A 12547-nucleotide genomic window follows, 5' to 3' on the forward strand; every position below is an offset into this window, starting at 1 on the left:
GGATGCCGCGGGCGACGTCGCCGCGCGAGGGATGGCCTGATCGGTTGCCGGCGTCAGGCCGCGCCGGGGCTGGGCGGTCGGATCCTCACCGACCCGAGGGGGCGAGGTGGGACGTGCGGACGTCGATGCGATGGCGCTCCTGCAGCACGCGGGCCGCCTCGTCGACCTGCGCCCGCACGGCCTCATCGTCCCAGCCGAGGGCCGGGGCGGCCGCCTCCGCGACCTCGGTGAGGGTCTCCACGCCCACCCCGCCGACGAAGGCGATGTGGGTGCGGCGCAGCAGGAGGTCGATGAGGCTCACGACCTCTTCGCGGCCGGCGAGGAAGGCGATCTCCTCGGCGGAGTACCCGGGTGCGTGCTCGAGGGGGCGCTGCGCGACCGGGAGCGTGCCGAGCACCTCGGAGGCGTACGTGCCGTAGCGCTCCAGCATCCGGTCGGCGAAGGCGCTCGTGTGCGCTCCGCGGTGCGCGTCGAGCCAGCGCGCCCGATCCGCCTCGGTGCGCGGGTAGCCCGCTCCCCCGCCGATCGGCAGGTCGAGCGTCGAGATGCGGCGCGTGCGGCCGAGGGCCGTCAGCACGTCGTCGGACAGATGCTCGGCAAGGGCCCGGAACGTGGTCCACTTGCCGCCGACGAGGCTGAGCACCGGCACGGCGCCGAGACGCGCCCGCTCGATGCGGTAGTCGCGCGAGACGAAGCCCGGTGCGACGTCGTCGTGGCGGGGCAGGGGACGGATGCCGGAGAAGGTGTACACGATCTGCGACCGGTCCACCGCGATCCGGGGGAACACCTGGCCGATGAGGTCGAAGAAGTACTCGATCTCCTCGTCGGTGCAGACGGTGGGCTGGGCGGGGTCCGCGTCGATGTCGGTCGTGCCGACCATGACGCGGCCCTTGAGCGGGTAGATCAGCACGATGCGGCCGTCGGCGGCCTCGAAGAAGATCTCGTTGCCGCGCGTGGCTTCCAGCAGCGCCGGGTTGTCGAGCACGATGTGCGAGCCCTTCGTCCCGCCCATGAAGCGGGTGGGGGCGCCCAGTGCGCTGTTGGTGATGTCGGTCCAGGGTCCGCTGGTGTTGACGATGACGTCGGCCGTGAACGAGAACTCGTCGCCGGTGAGGGCATCGCGGATGATCACCGCCGAGCCGTCCGCGCCGACGACGGGGGCGTAGTTCGCCGCCCGTGCCGATTCCTCGCGGGTGCCGTCGCGCAGCACGTCGAGCGCGAGCCGCTCGGGGTCGTGCATCGAGGCGTCGTAGTAGGTCGCGGTGTAGCGGAAGCGGTCGTCGAGGTCGGGGAAGAGCTCGCGGGAGCGCCGGCGTCCGTGGAAGCGGTGACGCGGCACCGCGCCCCCGTCGCGGGAGAAGGTGTCGTACATCACCAGGCCGAGCTTGATCAGCAGCGCCCCGCGCTCGCGCGGCTTGCCGCGGCCGTGGGTGACGAGCAGCCGGAAGGGCGCCGTCAGGATGCCGGAGATCGTGCGGTGGATCGGGATGGTGGTGGGAAGCGGACGCACGAAGTGCGGGGCGTTGCGCACGAGACGGTTGCGCTCGGTGACCGACTCGCGCACGAGGCGGAACTCGCCGTTCTCCAGGTAGCGCACCCCGCCGTGCACCATGTGGCTGGAGGCGGACGATGCGCCGCTGACGTAGTCGTCGCGTTCGACGAGCGCGACGTCGACGCCCTGGAGGGCGAGGTCGCGGAACGTCGCGATGCCGTTGATCCCGCCTCCGATGATGAGGACCTCGGCGTGGGGGCGCTCTCGCAGCGCCTGGATGTTCGGACGGGTGGTCGCCATCGACTCGGTCATCGCTCTTCCTTCCGCGGCTTCGCGTGGTCTCGCCGCGTGTTTTTCACGGTGGTCGCGATCTACACTGAGACCTGGGTGAACGAACGCGCAACGCACGTGAACATACGTGCACCGCGAGGCGTGCTGTGCACGGATGTGCACGACGAGGAGGACACGTGACCGGCGAGATCGATCCCGAGGCGCGGGCGCGCGACGCCCTCCACGCGGCGCAGCTCTACTACGTGCAGGACCGGACGATGGAGCAGATCGCCGCGGAGATGAAGCTGTCGCGATCGTCGGTGTCGCGCCTGCTCGCGCACGCGCGGGAGATCGGACTCGTGGAGATCACGGTGCACTCGCCCCAGGAGGCCAACAGCGTGGTCGCCCGCCGCCTCGGCGAGCGCTTCGGCATCTCCGTCCACGTCGTCAGCACCCCGCCCCGCTCGACCGACGCCGAGCGCCTCGAGCGCACCGCGCGCACGGCGGCGCACGTGCTGTCGACCACCCTCGACCCGCAGACGAGCATCGGCATCGCGTGGGGCGCCACCGTCTCGGCGATCGCCCGCCACCTCCCCACCAAGCGGCTGCAGGAGTCCCAGATCGTGCAGATGAACGGCGCGGCCAACGAGTCGACGTCGGGCATCAGCTACTCCGGCGCCATCCTGGAGCGGTTCGGCCAGGCGTTCGGCAGCGACGTGCAGCAGTTCTCGGTGCCGGCGCTGTTCGACGACCCCCACACCAAGCAGCTGCTCTGGCGGGAGCGCGCGATCCGTCGCGTCGTCGAGGCACAGGCGCGGGTGCAGGTGTTCGTCTTCGGCCTCGGCTCACCGCAGGCCGACGTGCCCTCGCACGTCTATGCAGGCGGGTACCTCACGGGCGAGGATCTGCGGATGCTCCTGCGCGACGGGGTGGTCGGCGACTGCGCGACGGTCTTCTACCGCCTGGACGGATCGACCTCGGGGATCGAGCTCAACGACCGCTCGAGCGGTCCCGGGTTCGACGTGATCCGCCGCATCCCGCGCCGCCTGTGCGCCGTGTCGAGCCTGTCGAAGCTCGATGCGCTGCGCGGGGCGCTCGCGGCGGGCCTGATCACGGAGCTCGTCGTGGAGGAGGCGCTCGCCCGCCGCATCGTGGAGCTGCCGCACACCGCGGGCCGCGGCTGACTCCGCAGCGACGGGCTAGAGGCTGAAGACGAAGACCCAGGTCCCCGCGAGCACGGCCGCGGTGACGGATGCCGCGGCGATCGCCACGGCGATCAGCAGCAGGACGGCGTCGGCTCCCGAGATCCGCGACGGGCGCGCCCACGTGCGGGCCGTGTCGGCGCCGAACCCGCGGGCCTCCATGGCCGTCGCGAGCTTGGTGCCGCGGCGCACGGCGAGGACGAACAGGGCGAAGGCCTGGCTCAGGAAGCGGCGGATGCGGCCGTCGTCGGCGACGCCGCGGGCGCGACGGGCCATCGACAGCTCCCGCCAGTCGTCGATCAGGAGGCCGACCATCCGCAGGCCCGCGAGCGCCCCCAGCACGAACCGCGGCGGCAGGCGCACGATCTGGGCGAGCCCGTCGGCGAGGTCGGTCGGATCGGTCGTGGCGAACAGCACGACGCTCGGCACCGCGATCGCGAGGACGCGCAGCAGGATCGCCAGCGACAGCGCGATCGAGCCGTCGCTGATGCGCACGAGCCCCCACTCGAGGTACACCTGACCCGACACGCGGCCGTACAGCACGGTCGCCGCCGCGCCGATGGCCGCCGCCGCGGCGATCGGCCACAGCCGCAGCAGGAGCTGCCGCGCCCGCAACCGCGCCAGCGGCAACAGCGCGACGGTCGCCGCGAGGGTGACGCCCGCCGAGACCGGGTCGATCGACAGCAGCAGCGTCATGGTCACCACGAGGGTCGCGGCGAGCTTGGTCACCGGGTTGATGCGCGCCAGGGGACTGCGCGCCACGTCGAGCGAGAACAGGCTCATGCGCCGCTCCCGAGGCGGGCGACGGTCAGGGTCTCGTCGGCGAGCGCGGACACGAGCGCGGGGTCGTGGGAGACGAACGCGATCGCCGAGCCGGCTGCCCTCAGCTCGTCGACGAGGTCGGCGAGCTCGCGCCACGTGCGGGCGTCCTGTCCGTAGGTGGGCTCGTCCAGCAGCAGCACGCGGGGTCTGCTCGCGAGGGTCGCGGCCACCGTGAGCCGCCGCTTCTCGCCGCCGGAGAGCGTGAACGGGTTGACCTCGGCGAGACGCGTCAGCCGCAGCCGTTCGAGCAGCGGCTCCACGCGCGCGGCGACCTCGGACGCGGAGAGCCCGAGGGCGCGGGGGCCCACCGCCAGCTCGTCGCGCACACGCGTGGTCAGCAGCTGATGCTCGGGCTCCTGGAACACCGTGCCGATGCGGGTCAGCAGATCGCGGGCGCGCCAGCGCACGGGCGCGTCGCCGCGCCCCGTGCCAGCCGCGAGCGAGGCGCTCGCGCGCACGGTCCCGGATGCCGGGGGCACGAGCCCCGCGAGGGTCATCGCGAACGTCGACTTCCCGGCCCCGTTCGCCCCGGTGATCGCCAGGGCCCGCCCGGCCCGCAGCCGGGCGTCGATGCCGGCCGCGACGATCCGCGGCATCCGCTCGCCGAACGGGCGCCGGCCCACCGCGACGGCGTCGGCGCTCAGCAGGACCTCCCCCGTGCCCGTGCGCGGCCGGGGGTCGATCACGACGGGGACGTCCGGCACCCAGACGCCCGCCTCGGTCAAGGCCGCGCCGTGCGCGCCGAAGACGCGCTCGGCGCTCCCGTCCGCGAGCACCCCGCCGTCTGATCCGAGCACCACGACGCGGTCGATGTGCTCGGCCCACAGCGCGACGCGGTGCTCCACGACGACGAGCGTGGCGCCCGTGCGCGACGCCGCCTCGACGACCGCGTCGCGCACGGCGACGGCCCCGGCCGGATCGAGGTTCGCCGTCGGCTCGTCCAGCAGCAGCAGTCCGGGCCGCATCGCGAGGGCGCCGGCGAGCGCGAGCCGCTGCTTCTGTCCGCCGGAGAGGGCGGCGGTCGGGTGGTCGCGCGGCACGTCGAGGCCGACGGCGCGGAGGGCCTCGTCGACCCGCCGCCAGATCTCGTCGGCGGGGACGCCGAGGTTCTCGCACGCGAAGGCGACGTCGTCGCCCACCCGGGCGAGCACGACCTGCGCATCGGGATCCTGGAGCACCAGGCCCGCCCGTCCGCGCACCGCGGCGGGCGCGTGGCCGTCGATCAGGAGCGCACCGGCATCCTCACCGTCCTCCGCATCGCCCAGCACGCCGGCCAGCCCGCGCAGCAGCGTCGACTTGCCCGAGCCGCTCGCGCCGAGGAGCAGGACGTGCTGGCCCGGCTCGATGTCGAGGTCGAGCTCCGACACGGCCCAGCGCCGACGGCCGGCGTGACGCCAGCCCCACCCTCGTGCACTGACCGCCGCGGGCGCCGCGAGCGAGGCCGGGCTCACGCCGCGTCGGGCGCGTCCGCGATACGTGCCTCTCGACCCGCCGCGAACCGGTCCAGCGCGCCCGTGGCGGCCAGGGCACGGGCGATGAGCCACGACACCAGACCCGCGACGAGGATGCCGGAGACGACGGCGGCACCGAAGTAGATCGCTCGCGGCCCGAACTCGTAGGCGGCGATCGAGGAGAAGTTGGTGTCGAGGAGGGCCACGGCGAGGCCGGCGAGGGCGCCCGAGGTGAGCGCCGCGATCAGACGGTAGTTCGCGTACGCGAACAGCGCGAACCCGAGCTCGGCGCCGATGCCCTGCACGACGCCCCAGACCAGCGTCAGGAAGCCCCACTGCGTGCCGACGGCCATCGACACCACCGCGGCGACGACCTCGGTGTACAGCGCGGCGCCGGGCTTGCGGATGATGAGACCACCGAGCACACCGGCGAACAGCCACCCGCCGGACAGCAGCCCCTCCAGCCCCGGGGCGAACGCGAGGATGCTGCTCAGCGGCGTCCACGCCTGGCCCCACAGCCAGAAGACGACACCGGCGGCCACACCGATGACGCTGGCGACGACGATGTCGACGACGCGCCAGCGCAGGCGGCCGGTGCGCGCGGCGGAACGGGATGCCGCGGCATCCGACGAGACGGTGGACGGGGACGCAGACGCGTGCATGTTTCTCTCCTCCCTGCGCCGGCATGATCCGGATCAGGTTCGACGGTCGAAGCGTGGATCGCTTCCTCTCAGCCCGGCTCACCGGACTCCCGTGGTTGTGCGCTCGAGTATAGCGGCGACCGGGTACGTTGGGCGGGTGACCTCGGACGACGCGCCCCCGCCGTCGCGACGCGCGCTACGCGAGTCCACCGCACCGACCGACATCGTCATCGTGCGGGGCCGCGAGGGGCGTCAGGCGCTCGGCTGGCTCGACGACACGACCGTGACGGGGACACTCGCCGTCGCGAACACCGCGCCCGCACCCGACCTGCTCACGAGGCGGCCGCGCCGATCGCCCCTGCGGGCGGGGGTGATCGCGCCGATCCTCACCACCATCGCCGTCGCGGGCGCGTACGCCGCGGCGACCCTGCTCTGGCCGCTCTGGGCCGTCACGCCGACGGTGCGCGCGATCGACCCGGACGGTCCCGCCTCGCCGGCGACCGCCGTGGCGTGGCCGACGGAGGGGGCCGGCGCCGTCGGGGTCGGGGGCATCGACGCGGTGGCCGCCTCCAGCGATGCGGCGGTCTCGATGGCGAGCATCTCGAAGCTCGTGACGGCGCTGATGATCCTGGACGAGATGCCGCTGAACGTCGGGGAGCAGGGGCGGGAGTTCGCGTTCACCTCGCGCGACCGCTCCACCTACTACGACTATCTGGCCAACGACGAGTCCGCCCTCGACGTGCCCGTCGGCGGCTCGCTCACGGAGTATCAGATGCTCCAGGGCATCCTCATCGGCTCGGCGGGCAACTACACCGATCGCCTCGCCGGCACGATCTGGCCTACCGACGAGGTCTTCTCGACCGCCGCGCGCGCGTGGCTCGACCGCCACGGGCTGCCCGGGATCACCCTGGCCGAGCCCACCGGGATCGATCCCGCGAACGCCGCCGATCCGGCCGCGCTCATCGCGCTCGCGCGGATCGCGCTGGCCCACCCGGTCGTGGCGGAGATCGTCCGCACCCGGACGGTCGAGCTTCCCGGGGCCGGCGAGGTCACCAACACCAACGACCTGCTCGCCGACCCGGCCGTGGTCGGTCTCAAGACCGGCAGCCTCGCGGGGTTCTACAACCTGCTGGCGGCGAAGGACGTCACCGTCGGCGCGGTGACCGTGCGCGTCTACGCGACCGCGCTCGGCCAGTCGTCCGACGAGGCCCGCGACCAGGAGACGGCGCGCCTGCTGGCCGACGTGGCCGCCGAGGTCGCCGTGCCGCGCACACTGCCGGCCGGCACCCTCGCGGGCGTCGTGTCGACCGCGTGGGGGGCGACGGCGAACATCGTGACGGATGCCGACGCGGCGGTGATCCTGTGGAACGGCGCGGCATCCACCGTGACGACGGACCTCGATCTGGGCGCGGCGCGCACCGCCGACGCGGCCGTCGGCGAGGTGCGGGTGACGGGACCGCTGGACGCGGCGACCGTCGGCGTGCACCTCACCGCCGACATCCCCGATCCGGACGCGTGGTGGCGTCTGACCCACCCGCTGCAGCTGTGGGGTCTGGCCGACTGAGCCGCGGGCCGCGACGCGGTGGCGCTAGAACGGCCAGACCAGCGGCACGTACACCACGGCGACGAGGAGGTACACCGCCATCAGCGGCAGGCCGAGCTTGCCGTAGTCGCCGAACCGGTAGCCGCCCGGCTGCATCACCATCAGGTTGGCCGGAGTCGCCACGGGCGTGAGGAACGCGGCGGCGCCGGCCACCGTCAGCGCCATCATGAACGGCTGCACGCTGGCGCCGAGCGTCTGGGCGATGGCGACCGCGATCGGGAGCACGACGAGCACCGTGGCGACGTTCGAGATGAACTGACCCAGCACCATCGTCAGCACGCACAGCACCAGCAGGGCGAGCTGCGGTGAGCCCGAGCCGATGACGCCCAGCACGGCGTCGGCGACGATGTCCGCCGCCCCTGTCGTGATGAACGCCGACGACAGCGGGATCATCCCCGCGATGAGGATGACGGTCGTCCACGAGATCGCGCGGTAGGTCTGCGGTACCGTCAGCACCCGCAGCAGCACGAGGGCTCCCGCCGCGAGCAGTCCGGCGACCACCGCCGGCACGAGCCCCGTCGCGAGGAGCACGACCATCGCCCCGAGGACGCCGATCGCGCGCTTGGCGCCGCGGCCGAGCGGCACGGCACGCTGCAGATCCTGGGGCGGGGTCACCGCGATCACGTCCGGCGACTGGGCGTAGCGGGTCAGCGCGGCCCAGGGTCCCTGCACGAGCAGGGCGTCGCCGGCCTGGAGCACGAGCGCGCCGGCCACTCCCGTGCCCCGCGACGCGTTGGGCCCCTCGTCGTCGCCGCGGCGGACGGCGAGGATCACGAGGTCCTCGCCGCGGGTCGTCATGCCCGCCGACACCGTACGTCCGATCAGTCGCGATCGCGGAGCGACCAGCACTTCGGCGACGCCCTCGCGGGCGCTGAACAGCAACCCGGTGTCGAGGTCGACGTCGTAGCTCGCGCGGAGCGCCTGCGCGTGCTCCCGCGGGTCCGGCGCCACCTCGCCCAGCCGCTCCGCCGTCCGCTCCGGCAACAGCCGGCCGCCGCCGAGCGCGACGACCGCGACGGTCAGCAGGACGAGCGGGATGCCGGCGAGCGCGAACTCGAAGAAGCCGAACTCCCGACCGCCGGCGGCGGCCGCCGCCTCGCTGACGACGATGTTGACGGGCGTTCCGGTGAGGGTCAGCAGCGACCCCGCGCTCGCGGCGAACGCGAGCGGGATCAGCAGCTTGGAGGGGACGATGCCGGCGCGCACCGCGACGACCACCACGACCGGCAGCAGCGCCGCGACGGCGCCGTTGATCGAGATGAAGGCGGTGAGCACGGCCGCCAGCAGGCCGATGATCGCCGTCAGCCGTCCGCGTCCACGGCCCGCGCGCGTGACGACCTGCTGTCCCAGCCAGGCCGTGACACCCGTGGCATCCAGTGCTTCGCTCACCACGAACAGCGACGCGATGAACAGCACGGTGGGATCGCCGAAGCCCGCGAACGCCGCGCCCAGCGTCAGCACCCCCGTCGCCCACAGCGCCAGGGCGACCCCCAGCGACACGAGGGCGAGCGGCACGCGACCGCTGACGAAAGCCACGACCGCGAGAGCGAGGATCAGGAAGGTCCAGGCGGCGGGGTCCATGCCCTCACCCTAGACGCGACGCCGCGGCCTCAGACGAACCGCACCGTCTGCTGCAGGCGGGTGCGGACGTCGAACAGCTCGTTTCCGCCGATGTCGCGTGCGCCGGTGAGGCCGCGCCGCAGCACGGTCGACAGCGCGGAGCGGGCCACGACCGCCACGGGCAGTCCGCGCACCTTGCCGATCTCCTCGATCGCGGTGACGACGTCGTCGTCGGGGAGCACCACGATCGCGCCGCTGAACCGCACGCGGGCCGCGCGGGCGAGCGCCCGCGCCCCCGCCACGAGGTCGGCGATCGGCGCGCCCACGCCGTCGCCGATCAGCTCGCCGCGGCGCAGACGCACGGGTCCCCCGAAGTCTTCGCTGAGCAGGGCGTAGAGGCCGCTGGGGCCGAGGACGATGTGGTCCAGCTTCAGCGACGGGTCGCGGGGGTCGGCGGCGACGTCGTGCCACACCGTGTAGCCCATTCCGAGCTCGCCGACGATGCGCGCGGTCGCCTCCTCGGCGAGGGCGTCGGCGAGGAGGCATTTGAGCTCGCGGGGCGCCGCCCGCACGAGTGCCGGGTCGTAGGGGTCGGCGAGGGCCGTGCCCCGCCCCGCCCACTCCCGGATCAGGTCGAGGTAGCGCTCGCGGCGCCAGCCGCCGGGCTGTCCGAACGATCGGGCCCGCGGCCTCGTGTCGGCCGGGCGGGCCGGCGGCCGCCACCCGCCGTCCGCCGCGGCGTCGGGGCCGTAGGCGGCGACCTCGACCCCGCCGAAGCCGTGCCCGCGGTCGTACGCCGCCCGCGCCTCGGCGCTTCCGACGAGCTCCCAGGCCCGCTGCACCTGCACGAACTGCGCCGCATCGCCTCCCGTGTCGGGGTGGGTCTGGCGCAGCCGCAGCCGGTACGCACGACGCAGCTCGTCGTCGGCGACGTCCGGCGCGACGCCGAGCACCTCGTAGGCGGACGCGGAGAGCGGACTGTCGAACACGGGATCCCTCAGCGCTTCTCGTTGCGACGTGCGTAGGCGGCGGCGCTGCGGCTGGACAGGGCGAGCAGAACCAGGATGTCCAGCGCGAGGGCGGGCAGCGTCGAGAAGAGCGTGATCTCCTGGTCGCGCACCCACCAGCTCGCGAAGGCGGCCGAGATGGAGAGGGTGGCGACGGTCATGACCGCGACCCGGGCGAGGTTGCTCCCGCGGTAGAGCAGCAGCACGCACGCGAGCTGGATCGCCGCCCCGATCGCGAACACCGCGAGCACGAGCAGGAGCGAGGCATCGAGCACGTCGGGCGTCACCTCGATCCCGTCCAGATCGAGCTCCAGCTCGCCCGCGTAGGCACGCCAGTGCACGGCCAGATCGATCATCGACACGATCCCCACCAGGGCGCTCAGCAGCACGAGCCCCGCCCCCGCGACGGTGGTCGCCGGCCGCCGCATGCCGGGGTCGTGGGCGACGGGCTGGAGCAGTCGGGTGACGGGCTCGTACGAGGGGCGCTTCTCGTGGCGCTGCCGACGGCCGCCCTCCGCCGCCCTCATGCCGTCACCGCCCGCACGTCGACGACGGGCAGGTCGCCGTCGGTGCGGATGCTGTCGCCGCCGCCGTTGCGGGCGTGGTAGCCCGTCGAGAAGTCGGCGATGAGGTCGACGTGCACGGCCGGCTCGCCCGCGCGCAGGGTGGCGACGATGTGGTCGCGCTCGACGTCGGTGTCGGCGTCGATGCGGTGCGTCACCTGCAGCGTGAACAGCGAGAGCCCGACGGAGGTGTCGAAGGTGCCGGCCGCGAGCCAGTCGACGCGGCGCCCGCCGGGCAGCAGCCATCCGTCGGGACACTTCCAGAAGCGCACGTGGTGACGCTGGGCGGGGTTGCCGTCGACCTCCTGCTGATAGGCGAAGTCCTGCTGGCGACCGAACAGGAAGAGAGGGCTGACCGGGGCCTCGTGGTAGCTGCGGCGCGCGAGCGTGGAGGTCACGATGCGCCACGACGACCGCAGCGTCACGGGGTCGGCCTTCGTCCAGCCCGCCGCGCGCATCGCCTGCTCGATCTGCTCACCGTCGCCGAGGAAGGCGAGGTTGACGGGGTCGCCGAGCAGGCCGTCGCTCGTGCGGGCGCGGCCGATGAAGTAGTCGGGGACGTAGACGGTCGTCAGGATGCGGTGCAGGCGCGGGAGGACCAGGTAGGCGAGCAGCGCCCAGAAGAGGATGAACCCGACGATGCCCCACCACCCGATCGTGAGGCTCTCGGTGAAGCCGAGGTAGGCCAGCCAGATCGCGGCCAGTCCCGCGAAGACGAAGAAGAACTGGTCGATCGCGACCCCGATCGACCAGCGTCGCTGCGCACGGCTGCGGCTCACGGGACCGCCCACAGGGGCGCGGGCGGCTGCCAGGCCAGGGCGCGCGCGGTGAGGTCGTCGTCGACGTCGGCGAGCGCGGCAGGGTGCCACCGCGGATCGCGGTCCTTGTCGACCAGCTGCGCCCGGATGCCCTCCGGAAGATCCGGCTGGGTCTGCGCGAACCAGAGGACGAGCCCGTACTCCTGCGCGAGGGCCGCCCGGAGGTCGGGGAGCGTCCGCGCCGCGCGGACGGCGGCGAGGGTCACCGTCAGCGCCGTCGGCGACGACGCCTCGAGCAGGTCGGCGGTCGCCCCCGCCTCGGGCTCGGGGCGGCGGCGCAGCCGTTCGATGATCTCCGCCACGCGGGGCGCGGAGAACGCCTCGTCGATCCACCCGCGTGCCGCCTCGAGCCGCGACGGCCCGGGGGTCTCGTCGAACAGCAGCACGATCTCGGCCGGCGTGCCCGGATCGGCGCGGTCGGCGAGCGCGGCGCGCAGATCGCCGATCCGCTCGCTCGGCACGAGCGCGTCGGCGAAGCCGGCGTAGAGGGCGTCGGCGGCATCCATCGCCTCGCCCGTCAGCGCGAGGTACTCGCCGAGGCGACCCGGCGCGCGGGCGAGGAGCCACGACCCGCCGACGTCGGGGGTGAAGCCGATGCGCGTCTCGGGCATGGCCAGCCGCGACCTCTCCGTCACGACGCGCACGGCGGCATGCCCGGCCAGTCCGATGCCGCCGCCCATCGTGACGCCGTCCGCGACGACGACGATCGGCTTGCGGTACTCCGCGATGCGGGCGTTGAGCGCGTACTCGGCCCGGAAGAAGTCCGCCGTGGCCGCGACCGCCCCGGCCAGGATCTGTTCGCGCAGGCCGCGCACGTCGCCGCCCGCGCAGAGCCCGCGCTCGCCGGCCCCGTCGAGCAGGACGAGATCGATGTCGGCGTCGTCCTGCCAGCGGTCCAACGCGGCGGAGAGCGCCTGGATCATGCCGAGATCGAGCGCGTTGATGGCGCGCGGCCGGTTGAGGGTCACGTGTCCCACCCCGCGGTCGGTGCGGACCAGCACGGTGGGTTCGGCGGCGTCACTCACGCTGGCAACGTTACCCGCGCGGTCGGCGTCGCGCCTCCGCGGGCGTCGGGGCGCGCATCGGGCAGGATGGAAGAGGCACGTGACTGCGCGTGC

11 protein-coding genes and 1 riboswitch are annotated in these 12547 nt (G+C 73.7%); of the genes, 2 read left to right on the plus strand and 9 right to left on the minus strand.

The features are described 5' to 3' along the window. Positions 1 to 85 precede the first annotated feature (85 nt). A complete protein-coding gene (locus AC6CQV_RS12750) occupies positions 86 to 1804 on the minus strand; it encodes a glycerol-3-phosphate dehydrogenase/oxidase (RefSeq protein ID WP_498259664.1) in 1719 nt (572 codons plus the stop codon). Between the two features lie 155 nt (positions 1805 to 1959). On the opposite strand from AC6CQV_RS12750, the gene AC6CQV_RS12755 reads away from it, so the two are divergent. Then, positions 1960 to 2946, plus strand: coding sequence for a sugar-binding transcriptional regulator (locus tag AC6CQV_RS12755; protein ID WP_101305417.1), 987 nt, complete (start codon positions 1960 to 1962; stop codon positions 2944 to 2946). Between the two features lie 15 nt (positions 2947 to 2961). Here AC6CQV_RS12755 and AC6CQV_RS12760 read toward each other — a convergent pair whose 3' ends face one another. The 3 genes from AC6CQV_RS12760 to AC6CQV_RS12770 form a co-directional block, all read right to left on the minus strand. After that, positions 2962 to 3747: an energy-coupling factor transporter transmembrane component T family protein gene (locus AC6CQV_RS12760; RefSeq protein ID WP_498259665.1), complete on the minus strand. Its 786-nt coding sequence runs from the start codon at positions 3745 to 3747 to the stop codon at positions 2962 to 2964. Further along, positions 3744 to 5153 (minus strand): ABC transporter ATP-binding protein, encoded by a 1410-nt coding sequence (locus tag AC6CQV_RS12765; protein WP_492492392.1) that lies wholly within the window; start codon positions 5151 to 5153, stop codon positions 3744 to 3746. The genes AC6CQV_RS12760 and AC6CQV_RS12765 overlap by 4 nt, the downstream gene beginning before the upstream one ends. A gap of 80 nt (positions 5154 to 5233) precedes the next feature. Beyond that, positions 5234 to 5899 carry an ECF transporter S component gene (locus tag AC6CQV_RS12770; protein ID WP_060959282.1) on the minus strand — a complete coding sequence of 222 codons (666 nt, stop codon included), beginning with the start codon at positions 5897 to 5899 and terminating at the stop codon, positions 5234 to 5236. Continuing rightward, positions 5893 to 6002, minus strand: a riboswitch (TPP riboswitch). (Overlaps the previous gene by 7 nt.) A gap of 33 nt (positions 6003 to 6035) precedes the next feature. Here AC6CQV_RS12770 and AC6CQV_RS12775 point away from each other — a divergent pair. Beyond that, complete coding sequence (locus tag AC6CQV_RS12775; RefSeq protein ID WP_498259666.1) at positions 6036 to 7442, plus strand: D-alanyl-D-alanine carboxypeptidase family protein; 1407 nt, start codon at positions 6036 to 6038, stop codon at positions 7440 to 7442. A 24-nt stretch (positions 7443 to 7466) separates the two neighbouring features. On the opposite strand, the gene AC6CQV_RS12780 is transcribed toward AC6CQV_RS12775, so the two are convergent. From AC6CQV_RS12780 to AC6CQV_RS12800, 5 genes are read right to left on the minus strand one after another with little or no spacing between them, the layout of a single operon-like run. Further along, on the minus strand, positions 7467 to 9062 hold the full coding sequence (locus AC6CQV_RS12780) for an SLC13 family permease (protein WP_191009452.1): 1596 nt from the start codon (positions 9060 to 9062) through the stop codon (positions 7467 to 7469). A gap of 29 nt (positions 9063 to 9091) precedes the next feature. Continuing rightward, a complete protein-coding gene (locus AC6CQV_RS12785; RefSeq protein ID WP_498259667.1) occupies positions 9092 to 10030 on the minus strand; it encodes a DnaJ domain-containing protein in 939 nt (312 codons plus the stop codon). 8 nt (positions 10031 to 10038) lie between these two features. Next, positions 10039 to 10575 (minus strand): hypothetical protein, encoded by a 537-nt coding sequence (locus tag AC6CQV_RS12790; protein WP_498259668.1) that lies wholly within the window; start codon positions 10573 to 10575, stop codon positions 10039 to 10041. Beyond that, a complete protein-coding gene (locus AC6CQV_RS12795) occupies positions 10572 to 11390 on the minus strand; it encodes an LssY C-terminal domain-containing protein (protein ID WP_060959309.1) in 819 nt (272 codons plus the stop codon). The genes AC6CQV_RS12790 and AC6CQV_RS12795 overlap by 4 nt, the downstream gene beginning before the upstream one ends. Next, complete coding sequence (locus AC6CQV_RS12800; RefSeq protein ID WP_498259669.1) at positions 11387 to 12454, minus strand: enoyl-CoA hydratase/isomerase family protein; 1068 nt, start codon at positions 12452 to 12454, stop codon at positions 11387 to 11389. Before AC6CQV_RS12800 ends, AC6CQV_RS12795 begins: the two co-directional genes overlap by 4 nt. Positions 12455 to 12547 lie beyond the last annotated feature (93 nt).

This window comes from Microbacterium sp. EG9, from assembly GCF_059759475.1.